The 26,264-nt window shown below is 59.6% G+C and carries 25 protein-coding genes; 6 read left to right on the plus strand and 19 right to left on the minus strand.

Annotation, left to right across the window (positions count from 1 at the left end):
* Positions 1-398: 398 nt before the first annotated feature.
* The gene (locus AO353_RS04310) at positions 399-2,033 is read left to right on the plus strand and encodes a glucan biosynthesis protein D (protein WP_054593839.1); all 1,635 of its coding nucleotides are present in this window, start codon (positions 399-401) and stop codon (positions 2,031-2,033) included.
* A gap of 186 nt (positions 2,034-2,219) precedes the next feature.
* Here AO353_RS04310 and AO353_RS04315 read toward each other — a convergent pair whose 3' ends face one another.
* From AO353_RS04315 to AO353_RS04325, 3 genes are all read right to left on the minus strand, one after another.
* The gene (locus AO353_RS04315) at positions 2,220-3,326 is read right to left on the minus strand and encodes an NADH:flavin oxidoreductase/NADH oxidase (RefSeq protein ID WP_054593840.1); all 1,107 of its coding nucleotides are present in this window, start codon (positions 3,324-3,326) and stop codon (positions 2,220-2,222) included.
* Positions 3,327-3,706: 380 nt separating this feature from the next.
* On the minus strand, positions 3,707-5,416 hold the full coding sequence (recJ, locus tag AO353_RS04320) for a single-stranded-DNA-specific exonuclease RecJ (RefSeq protein ID WP_054593841.1): 1,710 nt from the start codon (positions 5,414-5,416) through the stop codon (positions 3,707-3,709).
* A 66-nt stretch (positions 5,417-5,482) separates the two neighbouring features.
* Positions 5,483-6,025: a YaeQ family protein gene (locus AO353_RS04325; RefSeq protein WP_054593842.1), complete on the minus strand. Its 543-nt coding sequence runs from the start codon at positions 6,023-6,025 to the stop codon at positions 5,483-5,485.
* 149 nt (positions 6,026-6,174) lie between these two features.
* On the opposite strand from AO353_RS04325, the gene AO353_RS04330 reads away from it, so the two are divergent.
* Positions 6,175-7,374, plus strand: coding sequence for a CaiB/BaiF CoA transferase family protein (locus AO353_RS04330; protein WP_054593843.1), 1,200 nt, complete (start codon positions 6,175-6,177; stop codon positions 7,372-7,374).
* Positions 7,328-8,281, plus strand: coding sequence for a TIGR02285 family protein (locus tag AO353_RS04335; protein ID WP_054593844.1), 954 nt, complete (start codon positions 7,328-7,330; stop codon positions 8,279-8,281). Before AO353_RS04330 ends, AO353_RS04335 begins: the two co-directional genes overlap by 47 nt.
* A gap of 167 nt (positions 8,282-8,448) precedes the next feature.
* On the opposite strand, the gene AO353_RS04340 is transcribed toward AO353_RS04335, so the two are convergent.
* The 11 genes from AO353_RS04340 to ffh all read right to left on the minus strand — a co-directional run bounded on the left by AO353_RS04340 (position 8,449) and on the right by ffh (position 18,979).
* The gene (locus AO353_RS04340; protein ID WP_054598172.1) at positions 8,449-8,736 is read right to left on the minus strand and encodes a DUF3509 domain-containing protein; all 288 of its coding nucleotides are present in this window, start codon (positions 8,734-8,736) and stop codon (positions 8,449-8,451) included.
* A gap of 184 nt (positions 8,737-8,920) precedes the next feature.
* Positions 8,921-10,264 carry a transporter substrate-binding domain-containing protein gene (locus tag AO353_RS04345; protein ID WP_054593845.1) on the minus strand — a complete coding sequence of 448 codons (1,344 nt, stop codon included), beginning with the start codon at positions 10,262-10,264 and terminating at the stop codon, positions 8,921-8,923.
* Between the two features lie 119 nt (positions 10,265-10,383).
* Positions 10,384-11,793 carry a threonine synthase gene (gene thrC, locus AO353_RS04350; protein WP_054593846.1) on the minus strand — a complete coding sequence of 470 codons (1,410 nt, stop codon included), beginning with the start codon at positions 11,791-11,793 and terminating at the stop codon, positions 10,384-10,386.
* Positions 11,794-11,859: 66 nt separating this feature from the next.
* Entirely contained in the window at positions 11,860-13,164 is a 1,305-nt protein-coding gene (locus AO353_RS04355; RefSeq protein ID WP_054593847.1) for a homoserine dehydrogenase, read from the minus strand.
* A gap of 136 nt (positions 13,165-13,300) precedes the next feature.
* The gene (locus AO353_RS04360; RefSeq protein WP_054593848.1) at positions 13,301-14,032 is read right to left on the minus strand and encodes a DsbC family protein; all 732 of its coding nucleotides are present in this window, start codon (positions 14,030-14,032) and stop codon (positions 13,301-13,303) included.
* 331 nt (positions 14,033-14,363) lie between these two features.
* Positions 14,364-15,260 carry a site-specific tyrosine recombinase XerD gene (gene xerD / locus AO353_RS04365; RefSeq protein WP_054593849.1) on the minus strand — a complete coding sequence of 299 codons (897 nt, stop codon included), beginning with the start codon at positions 15,258-15,260 and terminating at the stop codon, positions 14,364-14,366.
* Between the two features lie 145 nt (positions 15,261-15,405).
* Positions 15,406-15,756 carry a 50S ribosomal protein L19 gene (gene rplS, locus AO353_RS04370; RefSeq protein ID WP_054593850.1) on the minus strand — a complete coding sequence of 117 codons (351 nt, stop codon included), beginning with the start codon at positions 15,754-15,756 and terminating at the stop codon, positions 15,406-15,408.
* Positions 15,757-15,801: 45 nt separating this feature from the next.
* Entirely contained in the window at positions 15,802-16,554 is a 753-nt protein-coding gene (trmD, locus tag AO353_RS04375; protein WP_019692017.1) for a tRNA (guanosine(37)-N1)-methyltransferase TrmD, read from the minus strand.
* Between the two features lie 2 nt (positions 16,555-16,556).
* The gene (gene rimM, locus AO353_RS04380) at positions 16,557-17,096 is read right to left on the minus strand and encodes a ribosome maturation factor RimM (RefSeq protein ID WP_054593851.1); all 540 of its coding nucleotides are present in this window, start codon (positions 17,094-17,096) and stop codon (positions 16,557-16,559) included.
* A gap of 5 nt (positions 17,097-17,101) precedes the next feature.
* A complete protein-coding gene (gene rpsP / locus AO353_RS04385; protein ID WP_003209587.1) occupies positions 17,102-17,353 on the minus strand; it encodes a 30S ribosomal protein S16 in 252 nt (83 codons plus the stop codon).
* A 249-nt stretch (positions 17,354-17,602) separates the two neighbouring features.
* Positions 17,603-18,979, minus strand: a complete 1,377-nt coding sequence (ffh, locus tag AO353_RS04390) for a signal recognition particle protein (RefSeq protein WP_019692014.1) — start codon at positions 18,977-18,979, stop codon at positions 17,603-17,605.
* Positions 18,980-19,187: 208 nt separating this feature from the next.
* On the opposite strand from ffh, the gene AO353_RS04395 reads away from it, so the two are divergent.
* From AO353_RS04395 to AO353_RS04405, 3 genes are all read left to right on the plus strand, one after another.
* Entirely contained in the window at positions 19,188-20,000 is an 813-nt protein-coding gene (locus AO353_RS04395) for a cytochrome C assembly family protein (RefSeq protein WP_054593852.1), read from the plus strand.
* Positions 20,001-20,012: 12 nt separating this feature from the next.
* Positions 20,013-21,278 (plus strand): transporter associated domain-containing protein, encoded by a 1,266-nt coding sequence (locus AO353_RS04400; RefSeq protein ID WP_054593853.1) that lies wholly within the window; start codon positions 20,013-20,015, stop codon positions 21,276-21,278.
* Between the two features lie 71 nt (positions 21,279-21,349).
* Positions 21,350-22,666, plus strand: a complete 1,317-nt coding sequence (locus tag AO353_RS04405) for an MFS transporter (protein WP_054593854.1) — start codon at positions 21,350-21,352, stop codon at positions 22,664-22,666.
* Between the two features lie 102 nt (positions 22,667-22,768).
* Here AO353_RS04405 and purT read toward each other — a convergent pair whose 3' ends face one another.
* The 5 genes from purT to AO353_RS04430 all read right to left on the minus strand — a co-directional run bounded on the left by purT (position 22,769) and on the right by AO353_RS04430 (position 26,148).
* On the minus strand, positions 22,769-23,950 hold the full coding sequence (gene purT, locus AO353_RS04410; protein WP_054593855.1) for a formate-dependent phosphoribosylglycinamide formyltransferase: 1,182 nt from the start codon (positions 23,948-23,950) through the stop codon (positions 22,769-22,771).
* 99 nt (positions 23,951-24,049) lie between these two features.
* On the minus strand, positions 24,050-24,517 hold the full coding sequence (locus AO353_RS04415) for a VUT family protein (RefSeq protein WP_054593856.1): 468 nt from the start codon (positions 24,515-24,517) through the stop codon (positions 24,050-24,052).
* Between the two features lie 228 nt (positions 24,518-24,745).
* Positions 24,746-24,961: a DUF1289 domain-containing protein gene (locus AO353_RS04420; protein WP_054593857.1), complete on the minus strand. Its 216-nt coding sequence runs from the start codon at positions 24,959-24,961 to the stop codon at positions 24,746-24,748.
* A complete protein-coding gene (locus AO353_RS04425) occupies positions 24,958-25,482 on the minus strand; it encodes a gamma carbonic anhydrase family protein (protein WP_007936184.1) in 525 nt (174 codons plus the stop codon). The genes AO353_RS04420 and AO353_RS04425 overlap by 4 nt, the downstream gene beginning before the upstream one ends.
* A gap of 66 nt (positions 25,483-25,548) precedes the next feature.
* Complete coding sequence (locus AO353_RS04430; RefSeq protein WP_054593858.1) at positions 25,549-26,148, minus strand: CoA pyrophosphatase; 600 nt, start codon at positions 26,146-26,148, stop codon at positions 25,549-25,551.
* Positions 26,149-26,264: the final 116 nt, after the last annotated feature.

The following is a 26,264-nucleotide window of genomic DNA, read 5'->3' on the forward strand; positions in this document are numbered from 1 at the left end:
AGCTGCTGAACGTTCACCGGCCTCAAGGGCAAAGGCCGGTCATGAGCCTAAGAATAGGGACAAAAAAACGTTTGCGAGCTGTTTTTAGAGTAATTAGTCAAATAAATGAAAACGCTTATTTGAAACACCAAGTCGGTTTGAACGACAGCTGAATATCCTCGGAGGGCCAGCTCATACAATTGCACGTCTGGCGTTGCAAGTAACACGCAGCCCTGGCACGGCCTGTGGGAATTTTCCAGGAAACGCACACTAATCATTTTCGAGTTATTTCGAACGCTTTATCTTATTGGGCATCTGTTTAGAATCCGACGCGTTTGGCCGAAGGCTTGTCCGAACCACACATTTTGATCCGTATCGCAGCCAGGAACGCCGCGGGATCGTCCACCACAGGTTGTCCTATGCACCGCAGGAATTTGCTCAAAGCCTCCATGGCCATCGCTGCCTACACCGGCCTTTCGGCCACTGGATTGCTGGCCGCACGGGCCTGGGCCGGGACGGCCGACGGCGAGGCCCAGACCTTCGACTTCGAGGCGTTGCAGGCACAAGCCAAGCAACTGGCCAGCAGTGGTTATGCCGACACCAAGCAGGTGTTGCCGCCGACGCTGGCGAACATGACGCCGCAGCAGTTCAACGCGATTCAGTACGACGCCAGACATTCGCTGTGGAATGACTTGAACGGGCAACTCGACGTGCAGTTCTTCCACGTCGGCATGGGCTTCAAGCAACCGGTGCGCATGTACAGCGTCGACCCCAAGACCCGTCAAGCGCGGGAGGTGCATTTCCACCCGTCCCTGTTCAATTACCAGAACAGCGGCGTCGATACCGCGCAGCTCAAGGGCGACCTGGGCTTTGCCGGGTTCAAGCTGTTCAAGGCCCCGGAGCTGGATAAACATGACGTGGTGTCGTTCCTCGGCGCCAGCTACTTCCGTGCGGTGGATAACACCGGCCAGTACGGTTTGTCGGCCCGTGGCCTGGCGATCGACACCTACGCGAAGAAGCGCGAAGAATTTCCGGACTTCACCAAGTTCTGGTTCGAAACCCCGGACAAGGACAGCACCCGTTTCGTGGTCTATGCCCTGCTCGACTCACCGAGTGCCACCGGTGCCTACCGCTTTGACATCGACTGCCAGGCCAATCAGGTGGTGATGGCCATTGATGCACACGTCAACGCGCGCACGGCCATTGAGCAACTCGGTATCGCGCCGATGACCAGCATGTTCAGTTGCGGCACTCACGAGCGGCGCATGTGCGACACCCTTCACCCGCAGATCCACGACTCGGATCGGCTGGCGATGTGGCGTGGTAATGGCGAATGGATCTGCCGCCCGCTGAATAACCCGGCGACCCTGCAATTCAACGCCTTCGCCGACACGGACCCGAAAGGCTTTGGACTGGTGCAGACCGACCATGAGTTCGACAGCTATCAGGACACCGTCGATTGGTACAGCAAGCGCCCGAGCCTGTGGGTCGAGCCGACCACCGCCTGGGGCGAAGGCTCTGTCGACCTGTTGGAAATCCCGACCACAGGCGAAACCCTGGACAACATCGTGGCCTTCTGGACCCCGAAAAAACCGGTGGCCGCAGGCGACTCGCTGAGCTACGGCTACAAGCTCTACTGGAGCGCCCTGCCGCCGGTGGGCACGCCGTTGGCACGGGTCAATGCCACGCGTTCGGGCATGGGCGGTTTCGTCGAAGGCTGGGCCCCCGGCGAGCACTATCCGAAAGTCTGGGCGCGGCGTTTTGCGGTCGACTTCACCGGCGGCGGACTGGATCGCTTGCCTGAAGGCACCGGCATCGAACCGGTGGTCACGGCGTCGAGCGGTCAGGTCAAGGATTTCAATGTGCTGGCGCTGGATGACATCAAAGGCTATCGAATCACCTTTGACTGGGTCCCGACCGATGACAGCGTGGCGCCGGTGGAACTGCGCTTGTTCATCCGCACCCATGACCGGACGTTGAGCGAAACCTGGCTGTACCAGTATTTCCCGCCAGCACCGGACAAGCGCAAGTACCCGGATTGGGCGGCGTCATAAGATAAGTGGCGTCTGGACGGGCCCCATCGCGGGCAAGCCTTGCTCCTACGGAATCTACCTCGTCGACCCCGCTCCCCCGTAGGAGCTGAGCTTGCTCGCGATGAGGCCAGTAAAGCCGATAAAAATTTCCGCCAGACAAGCAAGCCCCGGCCAAACAACCGGGGCTTTTGGTTTTTGCAGCTTCACTCAGTCCCGCAAATCCGACTCATGAATCGGCTGATCGCGGCTCGTCGCCCGTTGATACTGCGCCGGCCAGATGGCCTTGCGTCCGCCCAGGTCATCGTCGGCGTGCAGTGGCCAATAGGGATCGCGCAACAGTTCGCGAGCCAGCAGGATGATGTCGGCCTGACAGGTGCGCAGAATGTGTTCGGCTTGCGCAGGTTCGGTAATCAATCCGACGGTGCCGGTGGCAATCCCTGACTCCTTGCGCACACGCTCGGCAAACCGCGTCTGATAACCCGGCCCGGTCGGGATCTCCGCATTCGCCGCAGTGCCGCCTGATGACACGTCGATCAGATCGACCCCCAACGCTTTCAAGCGCCGCGCCAACTCTACGGTTTCATCCGGGTTCCAGCCATCTTCGACCCAATCGGTGGCCGATACCCGAACGAACAAGGGCAACTCTTCAGGCCAGACCGCGCGTACCGCCTCGGTCACTTCCAGCACCAGACGAATGCGGTTTTCGAAAGACCCGCCGTACTGATCACGGCGCTGATTGCTCAACGGCGACAGAAATTGATGCAGCAGATAGCCATGAGCCGCGTGCACTTCAACCACTTTGAAGCCTGCGGTCAGTGCACGCTTGGCCGACTCGACGAACGCCTGAATCACCTCGGCGATCTGCGCCTCGGTCAGTGGTGTGGGGGGCGTGTGTTGAGGGTCGAAGGCAATCGGCGAGGGGCCGACCGGGGTCCAGCCGCCATCCGCCGGTTTGACACTGCCATGTTTGCCCAGCCACGGCCGGTGGGTGCTGGCCTTGCGTCCGGCGTGGGCCAGTTGAATACCGGCAACGGCGCCTTGGGCGGTGATAAAGCGGGTGATGCGTTGCAGTGGTTCGATCTGTTCATCGTTCCACAGGCCCAGGTCCTGAGCGGTGATCCGACCCTCGGCGGTGACTGCCGTGGCTTCGGTAAATATCAGGCCGGCCCCACCCACGGCACGGCTACCGAGGTGGACCAGGTGCCAGTCATTGGCCAGTCCATCGACGCTGGAGTATTGGCACATCGGCGACACCGCGATGCGGTTGAGCAGGGTCAATTGGCGAAGGGTATACGGTTCAAGCAGCAGACTCATGGGGCACCTCTCAAATCAGTGGGCAGGCTCCAGGGTTCTGTTTGAATAGTCGACGAGTGACAGGAAAGGATGCGGCACCCGCCCCCGCGGGTAAAAAATGGACAAAACGTCACAAGGCCAATCAAGCAGTGATTAGAGCCTAGTCGACATCGGGGGATGAGGGAGGGTTCAGAAACGAAACGCTCCAATTAGTAGAAGCCAGCACGGAACCTGTGGCGAGGGAGCTTGCTCCCGTCGGCCGGTCCGCGTTCGGGCGCAGCAGTCGTAAAACCATTCACCGACATGCGTCAGACAAAATGCATTTAGGGCCGCTCCGCGCCCCAGCGGGAGCAAGCTCCCTCGCCACAAAGGCCCCATTGAAATTTCTGCTGGAACCGGGCTCAGCGCGGTTCGATGTGGGCAATCATTAGCTGGACGGTTTCCTGGCCACGGAACTCGTTGACGTCGAGCTTGTAGGCCAGTTCGACCCAGCGAATGGTCGGGTTCGGCCAGACGTCGCGGTCGATGCCAAACGCAATACCGTCGAGCTTCACCGAACCACATTCGCTTTTCAGCACTACCTTGAGGTGGCGTTCACCGACCACTCGCTGCTCGACCAACTGGAACACCCCGTGAAACAGCGGCTCCGGGAAGTGTTGGCCCCAAGGACCGGCATGGCGCAAGGCGCGGGCCAGTTCCAGGTGAAACTCTTCGACTGCCAGGGTGCCATCCGACAGCAAACGCCCGGTCAGGTCCTCTTCACGCATTTGCCGGCGAACTTCAGCGTCGAAAGCTTCGGCGAACAATGGAAAGTTCGCTTCCGGTAACGTCAGGCCCGCCGCCATGGCGTGACCACCGTACTTGCTGATCAGCGTCGGATGTTGCGCCGCCACCACACTCAAGGCGTCACGAATGTGAAAGCCCTGCACGGAACGTCCCGAGCCCTTGAGCATGCCGTCGCCTGCATCGGCAAAGGCAATAGTCGGACGGAAATAGCGCTCTTTCATACGCGAAGCAAGGATTCCGATGACACCCTGGTGCCACTCGGCATCGAACAGGCACAAGCCGAACGGCATCGACTCCAGCGGCAAGTCCTTGAGCTGGGCCAACGCTTCGCGCTGCATGCCCTGCTCGATGGATTTGCGGTCCTGATTCATCCCATCGAGTTGCGCGGCCATTTCACGGGCCAGTGCCACGTCTTCGGTCAGCAGGCACTCGATGCCCAGGCTCATGTCGTCCAGACGCCCCGCCGCGTTCAGGCGCGGGCCGAGGATGAACCCCAGATCGGTCGAGGTGATACGCGAGTGATCACGCTTGGCCACTTCGAGAATCGCCTTGATGCCCGGCCGAGCCCGGCCGGCGCGAATCCGCTCCAGGCCCTGATGCACCAGGATCCGGTTGTTGGCATCCAGTGGCACCACGTCGGCGACGCTGCCCAGCGCCACCAGATCCAGCAATTCGCCGATGTTCGGCTGCGGCCTGCTCTCGTACCAGCCCAGGCTGCGCAAGCGTGCACGCAACGCCATCAGCACATAAAAAATCACCCCGACCCCGGCCAGCGCCTTGCTTGGGAACTCACAACCGGGCTGGTTCGGATTGACGATGGCATCGGCCAACGGCAGCTCGTCACCGGGCAAGTGGTGATCGGTGACCAGGACCTTGAGCCCGGCCTGTTTCGCCGCCGCCACGCCCTCGACGCTGGAAATGCCGTTGTCCACGGTGATCAGCAACTGCGGCTCGCGCTGCAACGCCACCGCGACGATTTCCGGGGTCAGGCCGTAGCCGTACTCGAAGCGGTTGGGCACCAGATAATCGACGTGGGCCGCGCCCAGCAGACGCAGTCCCAACAGGCCAACGGTACTCGCAGTGGCGCCATCGGCATCGAAGTCGCCAACGATCAGAATCCGCTGACGCTGCTCCAGTGCCACCACCAGCAAGTCCACCGCCGCCTCGATACCCTTGAGCTGTTGATACGGGATCAAGCGCGCCAGGCTCTTGTCCAGTTCCGCCTCAGACTGCACGCCCCGCGCCGCGTATAAACGGGTTAGCAGGGGTGGAATATCACCGAGGAATGGCAGGGTGTCAGGCAATAGGCGAGGTTCGATGCGCATGAGGTGACAGGTGCTTCTCTTGAATACGTAGGATAAAACCGGATGATGCGATCCTGCAGCGAAAAATCAGCCGCGCTCGCCGGCCAACCATTGCAGCTGGACTTCGTGTTGACCACGGTCGTCGGTGACGAAGATCGTCCCTTCGCTGATCATCACGTCCCACTTGATAACGCGGGGCATGTCCTTGGCCAGGGTTTCCAGAACTTCCTGAGGCACCGCGGCAATGTTGACGTTTTTCAGGTTTTTGACTGCTGGCACCACTTTGCCTTCCCAAACGCGCAGGCTGCCGTAAGCCAACAGGCTGGTGCGTTCGGTACGACGCGAGCACCAGGTCAGGCGATCGGCATCTGGCTGGCCGACTTCGATCCAGTGCAGAACGCGGTCATCCAGGCTCTTTTCCCACAGGGCCGGCTCGTCCACTTCCGACAGACCACGACCAAAAGACAGCTGCTCGTTGTACCAGAGGGCGTAGGCCAACAGCCGCACAGTCATGCGCTCTTCGGTTTCCGAAGGGTGGCGGGCGATGGTTTGCTTGACGCTCTCGTACACGCTGCGGTCGAGGTCGGTAAGGTTCAGTTCAAACTTGTAGGTCGTGGACGGCTGGGCCATGAACGGGCTTCTTGATACGAGGAAAGGCGGCAAGTCTAACCGATGCCGGGGTCAATCAACGAATCATGACGGCCATCAAGCGTGGGCGATGAGCTCCGGCCTATGATAAAACGATCTACTCGCTCAGCCTTTGTCCTACAGGATTGACCATGCCGCTCACCGCCAAACCCCTTGCCGGCCTGAAAATCATCGAACTCGGCACTTTGATCGCCGGCCCTTTCGCCTCGCGTATTTGTGCCGAGTTCGGCGCCGAAGTGATCAAGATCGAATCTCCGGACGGCGGCGACCCGTTGCGCAAGTGGCGCAAACTCTACGAGGGCACTTCGCTGTGGTGGTTCGTCCAGGCGCGCAACAAGAAGTCCCTGACGCTAAACCTCAAGCACCCCGACGGCCTGGCAATCCTCAAGCAGTTGCTCGGCGAAGCCGACATCCTGATCGAAAACTTCCGCCCCGGCGTGCTGGAAAAACTCGGCCTCGGCTGGGAGGTGCTGCATGCGCTGAACCCAAAACTGGTGATGGTCCGTCTGTCCGGCTTTGGCCAAACCGGGCCGATGAAGGATCAACCGGGCTTCGGCGCAGTGGGCGAGTCCATGGGCGGCTTGCGTTATATCACCGGGTTCGAAGATCGACCGCCGGTGCGTACCGGAATCTCCATCGGTGATTCGATTGCCGCGCTCTGGGGCGTGATCGGCGCGCTGATGGCCTTGCGTCACCGTGAGGTCAACGGTGGTCAGGGGCAAGTGGTGGACGTGGCGTTGTACGAAGCGATCTTCGCCATGATGGAAAGCATGGTCCCGGAATTCGATGTATTCGGGTTTATCCGCGAGCGCACCGGCAACATCATGCCCGGCATCACGCCCTCCTCCATCCACACCAGCGCCGACGGCAAGCACGTGCAGATTGGCGCCAATGGCGATGCGATCTTCAAGCGCTTCATGCAGACCATTGGCCGCGACGACCTGGCCAACGATCCAGCGCTTGCCAGCAACGATGGCCGCGATAGCCGTCGCGATGAACTGTATGGGGTCATTGATCGCTGGGTCAGTTCGTTGCCGCTGGATGCGGTGATCGAGCAGTTGAACCAGGCCGAAGTGCCGGCCAGCCGGATCTTCAGCGCCGAAGACATGTTCAGCGACCCGCAATTTCTTGCCCGGGAAATGTTCCTGCAAGCCAAGCTGCCCGATGGAAAAGACTTCAAGATGCCGGGCATCGTGCCGAAACTCTCGGAAACACCGGGCGCTTGCGAATGGGTTGGCGCGCAGCTCGGTGAACATAACGTGCAGGTGTTGAGCGAGCTTGGCTATGACGTGGAACAGATCGCGCAACTGCGTGCAGATGGGGCAATCTAAACTGCAAGGGTTGTCAGCCATTCGCAGATGCGCGGCGCAGTACCTGCGTGTGCTGGGTTTCGGCACAACGCTAGCGTGCCTGCTGGCAATCCCCTCGGCCGCTCAAGCCAAGGACACGTTGATCTGGTTGCTGCGCGATCTGCCGCCGCTGACGATTGTCGAAGGGCCGCAAAAAAACCAGGGCGTGATCGACCGGTATTTACCGCAATTGATCGCCAGCATGCCCGAGTACCAACACACAACCTTTCAGGTCAACCGCGCGCGCGGCATGCAAATGCTCCTGGAACCCAGCTTCACCTGCGACCCTTCGCTGCTCTGGAGCGCGGAACGGGCAAAACGGATCGTCTACTCCATCGCGGCCTATCGAGTCCCTGGCAACGGCATTGTGATACGCCATGCGGACCGCGAAGCGCTTGCGCCCTTCATCATCGGCAACAGCATTGATCTGGAGCGATTGCTGGCGCATCAGGACAAGAAACTGGGAGTGGTCGCCGAACGCAGTTACGGCCAGGTCGTTGACCGCCTGCTGCAACAGGCACCGAGCAACAGCCTGGCAGCCCATTACGGTAACGATGCTCTTGGCAGTCTGCTGCAAATGCAGCGCCTGGGTCGTTTGACCGCCCTGCTGGGGTACTGGTCGGAAATTCGTTATCAGGCGCAACAGCAAGGAATCTCGCCCGATGAACTGGAGTTTTTCCCGATTCGCGGCACGGACAAGTACCAGTCGACTCATATTGCTTGCTCGGATACCGAGCAGGGCCGTCAGGCCATCGCTCACATCAACAAAATATTGCGCGGATCGGGGCAGACCAGGCTGGTCGAGTTTTACGCCCAATGGCTCGACCCGAAAATGCGCAGCGAGTACCTGGAAGATGCCAAGAGGTTTTTCCAGAATGAGACACCCTGACCAAACGCCAGGCAAAAGAAACCCCGAGAAGTGGGGAGACGACTCGGGGTTAAACGTGGCCTACAAAGACCCGCCCAACAAGCGACAAGCACCGGAGCACAATGCTCGCTCTTGTTGATACAGGGTCTGACTAACCTGATTGCGCGAAGGTTCCCGCAAAAAACAAATCAGCTTCTGCCAGCCAGACGTTTGTCTTGCGCAACATTGCGCAGAGCCGCAATCACGCTGGGTTCCAGCCGTCCCTCGGCGATCAAAACGTCGCGGTGCAATCCGTCGACAACATCCGTCAGCAACCGTTTATCCGTGAACTGCGCCTGATTGAACTCACGCTCAACCACGATAGCGCCAGCGGTACTCTTCAATGTCACCAGGCATTCGCCATGGGTACCTGACGGGGTCAGTGTTACCTGATACGGGCTCAATGCCTCACCCAGCAATAGGCTGATACTTTCCATCTCGATCACCATTCAATAGTCCGAAAACAAAGTGCCAAGGGCGTGATAAATGACCACTGGCCCGAGAAGAAAGTTCTGAACTCGACTGACGGTATGTCGCTTTTACCCTGAGTCTTCAGAGCATGCATGGGAAAGATGACAAGAAAAAAACAGCAGGTTAACAGCGTCAGCCAGGCACATAACGCTACCGACCATGGGTATCGGTCCAACCGCCCACGACACCTCGCAGCAAACCTTCGGCGCTATAGAACGGCACCGTCCACTGATAAATATCCCTTACACCACTGTTGAACGTCAGTTGGCGCTCGGTAAACCGGTTTTTCCGACTGCTGAGTTGATCCATGATTTCCGCGTGCAGAAGCTCGGCCGTCGAGGCAGGCAAAACGTCGACCTCTGTCAGGCGTTTTCCCTGCATCTGGTCGAAGCGGGTCGACAAATGCTCTTCATAGCTCTTGTTGCACATGATCAACCGCCCCTCCAGATCCCGTACAAACACCGGATCGGGCATGGCATCCATCAAGGCATGCTGGAACGCCAATTGATCACCAAGCCCTTGCTCGGCTTTCAGTCGCTGCTTGATCTGCATGCTCAGCCGCTGGTTCCACAGCAGTGAAATCAGCCCGAACAGACTCGCGAAAAATACTCCCCAGCAACCCCACTGATAAAACCGCTGCCACAGCGAGGGTGGCTGACTGGGCACTACGCCGCTGAGCCACTTGGAACGAATGGCTCGCAACTCTGCCGGAGGAAAAGCCTCGAGCGCCTTGTTGAGAATGCTCAACAGCTGTGGCTGCCCTTTGCGCAGGGCGAGATGGTCGGCCTCCCACATACCTTCGATACTGGGGCCGATCGCCAGCCGGCCTGCAGGGTACAGGTGGGCGCCCGTTTCATTTTCAATGGTGACGTCGGCTTCGCCGCTTTCGACCAGGGCGCGTGCCTCGGCGTAGGTTTTCACCGAGCGCAGCTCGATCTGTGGATAGTCACGGCGGATGCCGGCCTCCAGCGCATGCCTGGCCGGTAGCGCCAGAACCTTGCCCGAAAGGTCCTCTAACGAATCGACCGAAGCAGCTCCGGCCCGCCCGACGAACACCCAGCCAGCCCCGCCAAAGGCATGGCTGAAATCCAGAAAGCCTTTGCGTTCATCGTTCACCGACAGTGTCGTGTTCATGTCTGCCTTGCCACTTTCCAGCAGTCCGAGCAGGTGTTCGGTCGAGAACGACTCTTCATGAACAAACTCCAGCCCGGTCATCCGCGAAAGACGCTGGAGAATGTCGTTGTTCAGGCCGCTCCATTGACCGTGCTCATCCTTGAACAAGTACAACGGGAACTGCACCGACGCGACGATCACTCGCCGGTGCTCGACAATCCATTTGAGCTCGTGAGCCTCAAGCTTGAGACCGTCATGACTGTCGGCAGACCTTACGTCCAAAGCACCGAGTTGAGCCGCCAATACACAATGCCCAAGCCCCATGGCACTCAATAAAAACACCCAGCACAAAGCCGGCTTCAATCCATTAAAAAACCACATGCCCACTTCCTTCACGTCCACTCACCCATCCTTGAGGGGCGAAACGATGACAAGTGTGCCATGCAGAAATGAGAAAGCCCGTCAGGAGACGGGCTTCAAAATGTGACAGGTAAATCCTGTCAGAGTGGCTTACCGCGGTTGCCATGCTGACTGACAAAGGCCTGCACGGCTTTCAGGTCGTTTGGCAAAACTGTGCAGCGCTCATCTCGCTCAAACAAATCAGAAAGATGGGCAGGCAGTTCAAGCGCTTTTCCTACGCCGGCTTTTTCGACGGCTTCAGGGAATTTGACCGGATGGGCCGTTCCCAGAATCACCATCGGAATATCCAGGCTACGACGGCACTCACGCGCAGCCTTGACGCCGATGGCGGTATGCGGATCAAGCAGCTCACCGGTTTGTTCGAAGACTTCAGCGATGGTCTCGCAGGTTTGCGCGTCATCCACGGCCAGCGAGTCGAACAGTTTGCGCGCTTCGGTCCAGCGCTCTTGCTCGACGCTGAAACCGCCACCTTGCTTGAAGGTGTCCATCAGGCCGGCAATCGCCGCACCATTGCGACCGTGCAGGTCGAACAGCAGGCGCTCGAAGTTCGACGAGACCATGATGTCCATCGATGGCGACAGTGTCGCGTGCAGGGTTTCCTTGACGTACTGGTTGCCGCTCATGAAGCGGTGCAGGATGTCGTTGCGGTTGGTGGCGACGATCAACTGATTGATCGGCAGGCCCATGTTGCGTGCCAGGTAACCGGCGAAGATGTCGCCGAAGTTGCCGGTTGGCACCGAGAACGACACCGAGCGCGCCGGGCCGCCCAACTGCAGGGCTGCGTGGAAGTAGTAGACGATCTGGGCCATGATCCGCGCCCAGTTGATCGAGTTCACCGCCACCAGGCGCGTGCCTTTGAGGAAGCTCTGGTCGGCGAAGCTCGCCTTGACCATTTCCTGGCAGTCATCGAAGTTGCCTTCGATGGCGATGTTGTGGATGTTCTCGCCGAAGATCGTGGTCATCTGCCGACGCTGCACTTCGGACACGCGGTTGTGCGGGTGCAGGATGAAGATGTCGACGTTTTCGCAGTGCTTGCAGCCTTCGATGGCGGCCGAACCGGTATCGCCCGAAGTGGCGCCGACAATCACTACGCGCTCACCGCGTTTTTCCAGCACGTAGTCGAGCAGACGACCGAGCAATTGCAGGGCGAAGTCCTTGAACGCCAGGGTCGGGCCGTGAAACAGCTCCAGCACCCATTCGTTGCTGTTCAGCTGACGCAACGGTGCCACGGCGCTGTGAGAGAACACGCCGTACGTTTCTTCGAGGATTTTCTTGAAGTCGGCATCCGGGATGCTGCCGCTAACAAACGGGCGCATCACCCGGAAAGCCAGCTCGTGATACGGCAGGCCGGCCCAGGAAGCAATTTCCTCCTGGGTGAAACGTGGCAGGTTTTCCGGCACGTACAGGCCGCCGTCACTGGCCAGACCGGCCAGCAGCACGTCTTCGAAATTCAGGGCCGGTGCCTGGCCGCGGGTACTGATATAACGCATGACTGGCTCCACTATTCAGAGTTCGCAAACCCGGACTCGCGCACGAGCCCGGTGAACAATAACGACTTAGTTCAGGTGCTCGACGCGGATCCGCACCACCGGACCGACCACGTCCGCCAGGGCCTCCAGGGCGGCGATCGCATCGTTCATGCGCTGTTCCTGCACACGGTGGGTCAGCAGGATCATTGGCACCAGGCCGTCGTGTTCTTCGACTTCCTTTTGCATGATCGATTCGATGTTGATGCCACGCTGCGACAGAATGCTCGCGACCTGAGCCAGCACGCCCGGATGATCCTTGGCCTGGATGCGCAGGTAGTAGGCGCTTTCGCAGGCTTCGATCGGCAGGATCGGGTGGGCCGACAGCGAATCCGGCTGGAAAGCCAGGTGCGGTACGCGGTTTTCCGGGTCGCTGGTCATGGCGCGAACCACATCCACCAGGTCGGCGATGACCGACGAAGCGGTCGGTTCCATACCGGCGCCCGCCCCGTAGAACAGGGTCGAACCGGCAGCGTCGCCGTTGACCATCACCGCGTTCATCACGCCGTTGACGTTGGCGATCAGGCGATCGGCCGGGATCAGCGTCGGGTGCACACGCAGTTCGATGCCGGCAGCGGTGCTACGCGCCACGCCCAGGTGCTTGATGCGATAGCCCAGCGCTTCGGCGTAGTTCACGTCAGCGGTGGTCAGCTTGGTGATGCCTTCGGTGTAGGCCTTGTCGAATTGCAGCGGGATACCGAACGCGATGGACGCCAGGATCGTCAGCTTGTGTGCCGCATCGATGCCTTCAACGTCGAACGTCGGATCGGCTTCTGCGTAACCCAGCGCTTGCGCCTCGGCGAGCACATCTTCGAAAGTCCGGCCCTTCTCACGCATTTCGGTGAGGATGAAGTTGCCGGTGCCGTTGATGATCCCGGCGACCCAGTTGATGCGGTTGGCCGACAGGCCTTCACGAATCGCCTTGATCACCGGAATGCCGCCGGCTACCGCTGCCTCGAACGCCACGATCACGCCTTTCTCGCGGGCCTTGGCGAAAATTTCATTACCGTGAACGGCGATCAGTGCCTTGTTCGCGGTGACCACATGCTTGCCATTCTCGATGGCTTTGAGTACCAGCTCGCGGGCAACGGTATAGCCGCCCATCAGCTCTATAACGATGTCGATCTCAGGGTTCGTGGCCACTTCGAAGACATCGTTGGTAATCGCAATACCGGTCGTCTGGAACTGAGGCTTTGGCGTGCGCATGGCAATTTGTGCCACTTCGATTCCACGCCCGGCACGACGAGCAATTTCCTCGGCGTTGCGCTGAAGTACGTTGAAGGTACCGCCACCGACGGTCCCTAACCCACAGATGCCTACTTTGACCGGTTTCACTGTGAACTCCCCATAAAACGGCCGACTCAAGGTCGGCCGTGGAAAACAGCCGCACAGCGTGCGGCTCTCTATTAATGGAGCGTCGACTGCTGCCGCCGCTCCATGATCGTCAAAGGCTTACCGTGACGACGCAGGATTATTTCGCACTCAGCGCCAGTTTGGCGACTTGTGGTGCTGGCTGGTAGCCCGGAATCACTTGGCCATCGGCCAAAACGATAGCCGGTGTACCGTTCACTCCGATCGACTGGCCCAGGGCGAACTGCTTGGAAACCGGGTTGGCGCACTTGGCAGCCTTGATTTCCTTGCCATCGACCATTTTGTCCATCGCCGCTTTTTTGTCAGCAGAGCACCACACGGCTTGCAGTTGCTCATCACCCGGCGAGCCGAGGCCCTGGCGCGGGAAAGCAACATAACGCACTTCGATGCCCATTTTGTTCAATGCAGGCACTTCGGCGTGCAATTTGTGGCAGTACGGGCAGGTGGTGTCGGTGAATACGGTGATGTGGGTCTTGGTTTCGCCAATCGCCGGGTAAACCACGGTTTCAGCAACCGGAATGCCGTTGATCAGTTTGGAGATCCCCAGACGCTCGGCCTTCTCGGTCAGGTTGACCGGTTTGCCGTCCTTGAGCTGGAACACATAGCCCTGAACGATGTACTGGCCGTCGGCGCTCGCGTACAGCACGCGGCTACCCTTGAGTTTGACTTCATAGAGACCGGCCAGCGGACTGGCACTAATGGACTCGATCGGGGTGTCGAGCTGGAGGGTTTCCAGGCTTTTACGGATGGCTTTATCAGCCGCATCATCGGCGATGGCAAAGGTGCTGACCAACGCAATGGCTGCGGCGGCGAAAATCTGGGTCAGACGCATGAGAACTCCTGAAGGCGGGCAAATGGGTCGGCTAGAACGCCGGTACTGAAACACCGGGTCATAACCGCCCATCGTGCAAACCAGCAAAGCCTATCACATAAGGCCCGCGTGGCCGAATGCGCCTGACGCAAGTCACTATGCGAAACCTGACTGACGACCATTGTGGCGAGGGGGCTTGCCCCCGTCGGCCGGTCCGCGCTCGGGCGCAGCAGTCGTAAACCGGTTGCTGCGGCTTACCGGAATAACTGCGGTGACCGACCTTGGGGCCGCTTCGCACCCCAGCGGGAGCAAGCTCCCTCGCCACAGAATCAAGCTCGCCACCGGTGTTCTGCTAGCCGCGTGGGTGGTGTTTGGCGTGCAGGTCTTGCAAACGGGCACGCGCAACGTGGGTGTAGATCTGGGTGGTCGAGAGGTCGCTATGGCCAAGCAACATCTGCACCACCCGCAAATCGGCGCCGTGGTTGAGCAGATGTGTGGCGAAGGCGTGGCGCAAGGTGTGCGGCGACAGGGACTTGCCGATCCCGGCGACTTTGGCCTGATGCTTGATGCGATGCCAGAAGGTCTGGCGGGTCATCTGCTCGCCACGCAGGCTCGGAAACAGCACATCGCTGGGCCGTCCGCCCAACAACTCGCTACGCCCGTCACGCAGGTAGCGCTCGACCCAGACAATCGCCTCCTCGCCCATCGGCACCAGTCGCTCCTTGCTGCCCTTGCCCATGACGCGAAGTACGCCCTGGCGCAGATTGATCTGCTCCAGCGTCAGGCTGATCAGCTCGGTAACCCGCAAGCCGCAGGCATACAGCACTTCCAGCATGGCTCGATCGCGTTGGCCGATCGCTTCGCTCAGGTCCGGTGCGGCGAGCAAGGCTTCCACATCCGCTTCCGACAACGACTTGGGCAATGGCCGGCCGAGTTGCGGCATGTCGACGCGCAATGTCGGGTCGACAGCAATCAGCTTTTCACGCAGCAAATAGCGATAGAACCCACGCACACCCGAAAGAAACCGCGCAGTAGACCGGGGCTTGTAGTTTTGCTCGAGGCGCCAGGACAGATGATCGAGGATCAGCTCGCGCCCGGCATTGAGCAGTTCCAGGCCCTTCTCCTGCAACCAGCCGTTGAACAGGGCCAGGTCGCTGCGATAGGCGTCACGGGTGTTATCGGACAGGCCCTTCTCCAACCACAGGGCGTCGAGAAACTGGTCTATCAGTGGGTGATCAATGGCAGGCATAAAGGCTCAAGCAAGACAGATAACAACGAACAGTCTTTCATAGCACGACCGCTCGCGAAACCACTGCGCTTTCAGGGAGAGGAATAAATCACGGGCAACAAAAAAGCAGCCCGTAGGCTGCTTTTTTCTGCATCGGAAGCTGGACTTAAACCAGTTTTTCCTTGATGCGAGCTGCTTTACCCGACAGGTCACGCAGGTAGTACAGCTTGGCTTTACGTACGTCACCGCGACGCTTGACAGCCATGCTGTCGATTTGCGGGCTGTAGGTCTGGAAAGTACGCTCTACGCCAACACCGTTGGAGATTTTACGAACAGTGAAAGCACTGTTCACACCACGGTTACGCTTGGCGATTACTACGCCTTCGAACGCTTGCAGACGCGAACGGTCGCCTTCCTTCACTTTCACCTGAACGACAATGGTGTCGCCCGGGGCAAAGGTAGGGATCTCTTTGGTCATCTGCTCTGCTTCGAGTGCAAGGATGATTTTGTTAGTCATGCTGTGCTCCTAAGGTAAATCGTCGGATCTACCATCGATACGTTGTTAACTATCGTCCCGCTCGCGGATGTATTCCTCGAGCAGCTTCTTCTCTTCTCCAGAAAGCGAGCGGCTTTCCAGAAGATCGGCGCGTCGTTCAAAGGTCCTACCAAGGGACTGCTGTAAACGCCAACGCCGGATATGCGCGTGATTGCCACTCAGCAACACGTCGGGAACACGCTGATCCGCATACACCTCAGGTCGGGTGTAGTGCGGGCAATCCAGCAAACCATCCGTAAAGGAATCTTCCTCGGCGGAGTCCGCATGCCCTAAAGCTCCAGGCAGCAGTCGTGTAACCGCATCGATCAGGACCATCGCCGGCAGCTCGCCGCCAGACAGTACATAGTCGCCAATCGACCACTCTTCATCGACATGAGCGTCAATAAAACGCTCGTCAATGCCTTCATAGCGGCCGGCAATCAGGATTAATGCTTCCTCATTCGCCAACTCGCGTACCGCCGACTGAGTCAGTTGACGGCCTTGGGGCGACAGGTAAATTACCTTCGCCGCCTCCCCGGCTGCTGCCTTGGCCTGAACCAGAGCATCTTCCAGGGGCTTGATCTTCATCACCATGCCCGGACCACCGCCAAATGGGCGATCATCCACAGTGTGATGTCGATCCGTTGTGTAGTCTCGCGGATTCCAACAGGTCAGCTGCAAGAGCCCCTGTTTCACCGCACGACTGGTGATGCCGTAGTCGCTGATGGCGGAAAACATCTCGGGAAACAAACTGATCACTTCGACGCGCAAGTTAGCCACGCTTAGAAGTCCGCGTCCCAATCCACCTTCATCTCGCCTGCTGCGAGGTCGACGGCCAACACGCATTGCTCCGTATAGGGCAACAGGCGTTCGCGATCATCCAGGCTGCCAGCGCAAGGCTTGACCACCATGACATCGTTCGAGCCAGTCTCCAGCAGGTGATCGATCTTCCCGAGCAATTGCCCGAGGTGGTCGATGACCTTCAGACCTTCCAGCTGGTACCAGTAGTACTCGCCGTCGGTCAGATCAGGAAACAGGTTACGCGGCACGCAGATTTCAAAACCGGCCAGAAGACGAGCTTCTTCACGGTCATCGAGACCTTTGAGCTTTGTGACCAGAAACTTGCCGCCTTGTACGCGGCCGCTGACCAGCTCTACCTGCCGTACATCGCCTTCACGCTTGAGCGTCCAGGTTTTGTAGTCCAACAGGTTTCCAATCGGATCAGTAAAGGAAAAGACCTTCACTTCGCCGCGAACGCCATGAATAGAATAAATCTTGCCGATAACGATCAAATCATCAGCGATTGCTGGCGTCGCGTTCATATCGCTCAGGCCGCAGCCTTAGAAGCGTCCTTCAGCAACTGAGCAACGCGCTCAGAAGGTTGTGCACCAACGCTCAGCCAGTAGGCTACGCGCTCTTGGTTCACGGACAGGCGGACTTCTTGACCACGAGCGATCGGGTTGAAGAAACCAACTTGTTCTTTGTGCGAACCGTCGCGTGGGTTGCGGCTGTCGGTCACGGTCAAGTGGTAGAACGGGCGCTTTTTGGAGCCGCCAAGGGCAAGACGGATTGTTAGCATGTGAACATAGTTCCTGTAGTCGGTGCTGCAAATCTAAATGCACAGCGGGCATAGGTGCCCGAAAGGCCGCATATTCTAAGGAATATCCGGACTTTTGCAAATGTCTTTTTCCGGCACCTGTCAGTGTGCCATCCAGATTTGCTATAGAGCCGTTGCGAACAACGGCGAGTCAGCTCCCGCCAATGCGGGCTTGCTGTGGGTCCCACGTCCGTGTGGGGCCGCGCCGACATGAATGCCGACGCGAATTCTTTACATTTTCGGCATGCCGCCGCCGGGCAACATACCGCCCATGCCGCGCATCATTTTCGCCATTCCGCCTTTGGCGGAGAACTTCTTCATCATCTTCTGCATCTGCTTGTGCTGCTTGATCAAGCGCCCGATGTCCTGCACCTGGGTGCCGGAACCCATGGCGATCCGACGCTTGCGCGAACCGCTGATCAGCTCAGGGTCGCGGCGCTCGGCCGGGGTCATGGAGTTGATGATGGCTTCCATCTGCTTGAATTGCTTCTCTGCCGCACCCTGGGCATTGCCCATTTGCGCCAGATTCACTCCGCCGATGTTCGGCAGTTTGTCCATGAGCCCCCCGAGGCCGCCCATGTTCTTCATCTGTTGCAGCTGATCGCGGAAGTCTTCGAGGTCGAAGCCTTTGCCCTTTTTCAGCTTTTTGGCCAGTTTGTCGGCCTTGTCTTTGTCGAGGGTTGCTTCGGCCTGCTCGATCAGGCTGAGCACGTCGCCCATGCCGAGGATACGCGACGCAATACGCTCTGGATGGAACGGTTCGAGGGCTTCGGTCTTCTCGCCCATACCGATGAACTTGATCGGCTTGCCGGTGATCGCACGCACCGACAGCGCGGCACCGCCACGGGCGTCACCGTCGACCTTGGTCAGGATCACACCGGTCAGCGGCAGCGCGTCGCCAAAGGCCTTGGCCGTGATGGCGGCGTCCTGGCCGGTCATGGCGTCGACCACGAACAGCGTTTCGACCGGTTTGATCGCCGCGTGCAGGGCCTTGATCTCGCCCATCATCTCTTCGTCGATGTGCAGGCGACCGGCGGTATCGACGATGACCACGTCGATGAATTTCAGTCTGGCTTCTTTAATAGCCGCTTCGGCGATGTCGACCGGCTTCTGGCTCAGGTCGGACGGGAAGAACGTCACGCCGATGTCGTTGGCCAGGGTTTCCAGCTGCTTGATCGCGGCCGGGCGGTAAACGTCCGCCGACACCACCATGACCGACTTCTTCTTGCGCTCTTTAAGGAAGCGCGCCAGTTTGCCAGCGGTGGTGGTTTTACCGGCACCTTGCAGACCGGCCATCAAAATGACGGCAGGCGGCACGGCGCTCAGGTTCAAATCTTCGTTGGCCGCGCCCATCAGGCTTTCGAGTTCGGCCTGGACGATCTTCACGAAGGCCTGGCCCGGCGTCAGGCTGCGCGACACCTCGGTGCCGACAGCGCGCTCCTTGACCGAGTTGACGAAGTCTTTGACCACCGGCAAGGCGACGTCGGCTTCGAGCAACGCCATACGCACTTCGCGCAGGGTGTCTTTGATATTGTCCTCGGTCAGCTTGGCCTTGCCGGTAACATGGCGCAGCGTCTGCGAGAGACGGTCGGTTAAGTTTTCAAACATGCGCGATCCTTTCAGGCCCTATGGAGACCGAGGTAATGGCGGCCCAGACCGTGAAAAACATGTGCTCGGCGAGCCTGCGGCGTGGGCAGGTCGCGGATTATAGCGAAGACTGCGTCTGGCGCACACCCGCCGTCTGGTTGAGTGGTCTTTCGTGTCATGTCGGTTGTATGCCAAACTCAGCCTCTTTCGGGCTTGCCTAACAGGATTTATGCTCCCTTTGTCACCCAGTTTGCTCAGCACCCTCGCCGCCGCCTGCTTATACGCCGCTGCGACTCTCTATCAAGGCACTCGTCTGGCCCAAGGCGCCAAGGCGAACAAACGCCTGCTGGTCTCGCTCGGCATCCTTGCCGTGCTGGCCCACAGCGCGAGCCTCCTGACCCACCTGATGATGCCGACTGGCCTGGGCCTGGACTTTTTCAGTGCCGCCAGCCTGATCGCCGCGGCCGTTATCGCGCTGACACTGCTGGCCTGCTCACGGATCCCGGTGGAAAACCTGCTGGTGTTGTTGTTCCCGCTGGGGATGACCACGGTGCTGCTGGCGCAGTTCGCGCCTTCGGGCACGGTGCAGGTGATCGACGAAGAACCGGGGATTCTGGCGCATATCCTGCTGTCGATCCTCGCCTACGGCATGTTCACCATCGCGGTGTTCCAGGCCTTGCTGCTGTTGGTCCAGGACCACCAGCTCAAGCACAAGCACCCGTCCGGGCTGATCAAGAACTTCCCGCCGCTGCAAACCATGGAGAGCCTGCTGTTCGGCTTCCTCTGGGCTGGCTGGACCCTGCTGTCGCTGTCGCTGATCTCCGGCTGGCTGTTCGTCGAAAACCTGTTCGCCCAGCATCTGGTGCACAAAACCCTGCTGGCATGCCTGGCCTGGATCGTGTTCAGCGTGTTGCTGTGGGGCCGCAATCGTCTTGGCTGGCGCGGCCACAAGGCCATTCGCTGGACCCTCGCCGGTTTCTGCCTGCTGATGCTGGCCTATTTCGGCAGCAAGCTGGTCCGCGAATTCATCCTGCACATCTGACGGGCGCTCGTTATGGATAACCTGCCCATAGGGCCGCTGCTCGCCGTGCTAGCCCTGCTGATTTTGTGGTCAGGGCTGTTCACTGCCATCGAAGCCGCACAGCAACATCTATTGACCCAGCGGACCGCCTCGCGCTCTGGCGACAAGCCGGTGGCGAAACTCAACTTCCCGCTCAACAGCCTGATCTTCTGCAATACCCTGTGCCGCGCACTGGTGGTAGTCATCAGCACGCTGCTGGCGATTTTCGGCTGGGCTGAAAAAGGCCCATGGCTCGCCTGCCTGAGCGCCACTGCTGCGTTACTGGTATTTGCCGATTACCTGCCACGCACCCTCGCCAGCCGTTATCCGGACACCATTCTGGCGCTGGGCAACACCCTGCTCGGCGTGCCGCTGAAAATAATTTACCCGGCCGCCTGGCTGCTCGGCGGCATCAGCCAATTGCTGCTCAAGCCGTTCGCACGCAAGATCAAGGTCGTCCAGCAAAGCGAAGACGAACCACCGGCTCCGCAGAACGACGGCACCGACCACGAACACCCGGCCTGCCGTCCACACGCGCTGTCGGGCATTCATGCGCTGGATAACATCACCGTCAACGACATCCTGGTGCCGCGCAGCGAAGTCGACGGGATCAACCTGGACGACTCGATCGAGGAAATCATCGAACAGCTGCGCGCCAACAAGCGCACGCGCCTGCCGGTGTTTCACAGCGATATCAACCAGGTCGAAGCGGTACTCAATACCCGACAGATCCGCCATTTGCTGCCCGACGCGAGCCTGACCAAAGAAGCCTTGCTGGCGGCGTGCCACGAACCTTACTTCGTCCCGGAAAGCACCCCGCTGCAACTGCAATTGCTGAACTTTCACAAGCAGCAGCGCCGCTTGGGCATGGTGGTCGACGAATACGGTGAAGTAGAAGGCATCGTCACCCTGGAAGACATTCTCGAAGAAATCGTCGGTGAATTCGAAAGCCAGCACAGCCTCGACAACCCGCACATTCACCCGCAGGCCGACGGCCGATTGGTGATCGAGGGCGCGGCCTCGATTCGTGAGCTGAACAAGAGTCTTGGCTGGCACCTGCCGAGCGACGGCCCGAAAACCCTCAACGGGCTGGTCACCGAAGCGCTGGAAACCATTCCCGACAGCGCGGTGTGCCTGAAAATCGGGCGTTATCGCCTGGAAATCCTCGAAACCGAAGACAACCGTGTCAGCCGGGTATTGATCTGGCACGTAGCCGCTGGCGAGGCCACAAGCCTGCGTTCGGCAGCGAAACCGCTGTAAAACCCACATCCCTGGGTGTTCGACCATAATAATTCGCTCCACCGGAGCACATGACTGTCAGGGATTACCGCATGACTACCAGCACCACCTACAGCGACGCCGTGCCTGCCCAACCGACGAACTCCACCACGCGGGTCGCAACGGCCAGTTTCATTGGCACCGCCATCGAGTTCTACGACTTCTACGTCTACGCCACCGCCGCCGCACTGGTGATCGGCCCGGTGTTCTTTCCGCAGACCTCTGGCACCGCCCAGATGCTTTCGGCCTTCCTGACCTTCGGTATCGCGTTCCTGGCCCGCCCTTTAGGCTCGGCGCTGTTCGGCCACTTCGGCGACCGTATCGGGCGCAAATCCACCCTGGTCGCTTCCTTGTTGCTGATGGGCGTGTGCACCACGCTGATCGGCGTGCTGCCGGGTTACGAGAGCATTGGCGCCTGGGCACCGATCCTGCTTTGCGTATTGCGCTTCGGCCAAGGCCTTGGACTGGGCGGTGAATGGGGCGGTGCAGCATTGCTCGCCACCGAAAACGCACCAAAGGGCAAACGCGCCTGGTTCGGCATGTTCCCGCAACTCGGCCCGTCTATCGGTTTTCTTGCGGCGAACGGGCTGTTCCTGACCCTGGCGATGACCCTGAACGACGAGCAGTTTCGCTCCTGGGGCTGGCGGATTCCGTTCCTGCTCAGCGCCGTGCTGGTGATGGTCGGCCTGTACGTGCGCCTGAAACTGCATGAAACACCGGTCTTCGCCAACGCGATGGCGCGTCAGGAACGGGTGAAGATCCCGCTGGTCGAGCTGTTCAGCCAATACTGGGCGCCGATGCTGTTGGGTGCGGCGGCGATGGTCGTCTGCTACGCGCTGTTTTACATCTCGACGGTGTTTTCCCTGAGTTACGGTGTTTCGACCCTGGGTTACAGCCGCGAAACCTTTCTCGGCCTGCTGTGCTTCGCCGTGCTGTTCATGGCTGCAGCCACACCACTGTCGGCCTGGGCCAGTGACCGTTTCGGGCGCAAACCGGTGCTGATCATCGGTGGCGTGCTGGCGATTCTCTCGGGCTTCACCATGGAACCGCTGCTGACCCACGGCACGACCTGGGGCGTGGCGCTGTTCCTGTGCATCGAGCTGTTTCTGATGGGCGTGACGTTCGCCCCGATGGGCGCGTTGCTGCCAGAGCTGTTCCCCACCCGCGTGCGTTATACCGGCGCGTCGGCGGCCTACAACCTGGGCGGCATTGTTGGCGCTTCGGCAGCACCGTTCTTCGCACAGAAGCTGGTGGCAATGGGCGGCTTGAGTTGGGTTGGCGGGTATGTGTCAGCGGCAGCGGTGATCAGCTTGATCGCGGTGCTGTGCCTGAAAGAGACGCGACATAACGACCTGAATCAGGTTGCCTGATAGATCGTCATCGCGGGCAAGCCTTGCTCCTACGGATACATGTCGAACACACCATTGTGCATTGACCCATTCCTGTAGGAGCAAGGCTTGCCCGCGATGCTTTTAGAGCTCTACAACGACGGCTTGCGAGGCACGGGTCGCTTTGGCGCGGGCGGCCTCGATCGACTCGTCACGCGCCAGGGCAACGCCCATGCGGCGCTGACCGTTGACTTCCGGCTTGCCAAACAGGCGCAGCGCCGTATCCGGCTCGGCCAGTGCGGCACCCAGGTTGGCGAAAGCGGTCTGAGTCGACTGCCCTTCCACCAGAATCACTGCCGACGCCGATGGGCCGAACTGACGGATCAACGGGATCGGCAAGCCGAGAATCGCCCGTGCATGCAAGGCGAACTGCGACAGGTCCTGAGAAATCAGGGTCACCAGACCGGTGTCGTGCGGGCGCGGAGAAACTTCGCTGAACCACACCTGATCACCCTTGATGAACAGCTCAACGCCAAACAGACCACGGCCACCCAGGGCTTCGGTCACGGCTTTGGCCACGCGCTCGGATTCTGCCAGCGCAATCGGGCTCATTGCTTGCGGCTGCCAGGATTCCTGATAGTCGCCCTTCTCCTGACGATGGCCGACCGGTGCACAGAACGTGGTGCCGCCGATGTGGCGAACGGTGAGCAAGGTGATTTCGTAGTCGAAGTCGATAAAACCTTCGATGATCACCCGACCTTTACCGGCACGACCGCCTTCCTGCGCGTAATCCCAGGCTTTCTGCACGTCATCGACGCTACGCAGCAGGCTCTGGCCTTTGCCCGAGGAGCTCATGACCGGCTTGACCACACACGGGAAGCCCAGATCGTCGACCGCCTTGCGGTAGTCTTCGAAGGTATCGGCGAAGTGGTACGGCGAGGTCGGCAGGTCCAGCTCTTCAGCGGCCAGACGACGGATGCCTTCACGGTTCATGGTCAACTGCGCGGCGCGAGCGGTCGGGATCACGGTGAAGCCTTCGGCTTCCAGCTCAACCAGCGTGGCGGTGGCGATGGCTTCGATTTCCGGCACGATAAAGTGCGGCTTCTCGGCTTCGATCACGGCACGCAGGGCCGCGCCGTCGAGCATGTTGATCACGTGGCTGCGATGCGCCACCTGCATCGCCGGCGCGTTGGCGTAACGATCCACGGCAATCACTTCAACGCCCAGGCGTTGCAGTTCGATCACCACTTCCTTGCCCAACTCACCACAGCCACACATCAATACGCGGGTCGCGGTTGGCGACAATGGAGTTCCGATACGGGTCATCTCAGGTCCTCAAAGGAGCGGATCATCGAGGGATGCGGCGCCAGGCGCGCATCCCTTAGGGAGAAAGCGCGGCATTTTACATGAACCTGAGGGTTTGGCTCAGCTTGCCAGCGCGTTCTTGCGCAAACGCCAGGCCATGGCCAGCCAGACGATGGTCACGCCGGCGAATTTCGAGCCCAGGGCGGTGAGGATCACGCCCGGCGTCAGGGCATCGATCATGCCGAAGAAGATGAAGGTATCCAGCGGAATGCTCAGCGCCGAACTTATCCACAGACGGTCGTGCAACGGACGCTTGGTAATGCTGAAGACCAGCCAGTCAATGCACTCCGAAACGGCGAAGGCAATGGCGCTGGCCAGGGCGATGGAGGGGTCGGAGGTGAGGTAGGACAACACCAGCGCCGCCAGCATCGCGACGAGCGCGCCGTGACCGAAACGGGTTTGCACCATGTCGCGCAGCACAAATACCAGGCCACTCCAGGCTGACCAGATGATGTCCAGGTGCGGGGCGGTGGAAAAGGCGTAGTTGATCAGCACGACACTGCTGATGTAAGCAATCAGGAAGAACATGGCGCGCTGGGATACCTGTCAATTTTGTGCACAGGGTACTTCATCTTCGATGCATGGATAACCTGTGGCGAGGGAGCTTGCTCCCGCTCAGGAAGCGAAGCGGCCCTGAAATCAGAGCATGCGGTGTGTGAGATAGAGTTCATCAGTTGGTTTGGGGCCGCTTCGCAGCCCAACGGGAGCAAGCTCCCTCGCCACAAATGCCCACAAGGCTCGCTAGGTCCGCCAGGTTCAGGTACTGGACTTGGAAGGCAACATCCAAAGCACCCCGCTCGACTTCGCTCGCTCATGACACAACCCCAGCACCTTGCGGCGTTCGTCGTTGTCCATACGACTCCAGCGGGTGATCTCCTCCACCGTGCGTTGGCAGCCGGTGCAGATATCGTCCTCGTCCAGTGCGCAAATGTTCACGCACGGTGAGCGTACGGGTCTTTCGTTGTCGTTCATTGTTCCTGCTCGACCAGATCGCGGGCATAGCGCTGCGAGTTATGCACATAGTGCGCGGCGCTGGCTTCGAGCATTTTCTTCTGCGGCTCGGTCAGTTCACGTACTACTTTGCCCGGCGAGCCCATGACCAGCGAACCGTCAGGAATTTCCTTGCCTTCGCCGATCAGCGAGTTGGCGCCGATGATGCAGTTCTTGCCGATTTTCGCGCCGTTGAGGATCACCGCGTTGATGCCGATCAGGCTGTAATCGCCCACCGTGCAGCCGTGCAGCATGGCGTTGTGGCCAATGGTTACTCCGGTGCCGATGGTCAGCGGGTAGCCCATGTCGGTGTGCATCACCGTGCCATCCTGCACATTACTGTTCTTGCCGATCAGGATCAGCTCGTTGTCGCCGCGCAACACGGCGTTGAACCAGACGTTGGCGCCCTCTTCCAGTTTGACCTTGCCCACCAGCACGGCGTTAGGTGCGACCCAGCTCTGCGGGTGAGTTTCGACGCGGGCGTCGCCCAGGCGGTATTTCATCTTATTGTCCTCAAGGCCAGGCAGGCTCACTTGCAAAGCAGGCTTCACGCCATACGCGCGACGGTTTCAGATATTGATAAAGTTTTTCGGTGGTTGATGCAGGCTGATCTGCGCGTCATAGAGCAGGTTGATCAGCTCGACGATCATGATTGCGGTCAGGCCCCAGATTTTGTATTCGCCGAAACGGTAGCTCGGCACATACCAGCTGCGGCCCTGATAATCGATGCGGTGCGTGTGTTCACGCGGGTCCTTGCGGAAGAACTCCAGCGGTACGCTGAACACTGCGGCAATTTCAGCATCGTTGGCCCGGTACTCGACGAAGTCCGGAATCACCCCGACGTAAGGCGTGACCTTGATCCCGTGCAGGGAGATCAACGGACTCAACGGGCCGATGACTTCCACCAGACCGGGTGGCAGGCCGATTTCTTCTTCGGCTTCGCGCAATGCGGTGAAAATCAGGTCCGGGTCTTCCGGATCGCGTCGCCCGCCGGGGAAGGCCACTTCACCGCCGTGGGTCGAGAGCCCGCTGGCACGCAGGGTCAGAACCAGCTCCGGTTCATCACTGCGGGTGATAGGCACCAAGACCGCGGCCTCCGGAAAACGCAGGTCGGTTTCCAGCGTACGCGGCGTGTGGTTGCTTACCCGATGCAGTAGCTCGTCCAGCATGAGTGCTCTCGATTTGTTAGCTACCTTGCATCATGCACCAAACACATCGACCGCCCAACCCCCCGAACCATGGCATGTCGCTAAACGACAACTTGCCGACAGACACCACCGCACGC

It is taken from the genome of Pseudomonas fluorescens, assembly GCF_001307155.1.
GTDB classification, from domain to species: Bacteria; Pseudomonadota; Gammaproteobacteria; order Pseudomonadales; family Pseudomonadaceae; genus Aquipseudomonas; species Aquipseudomonas helvetica.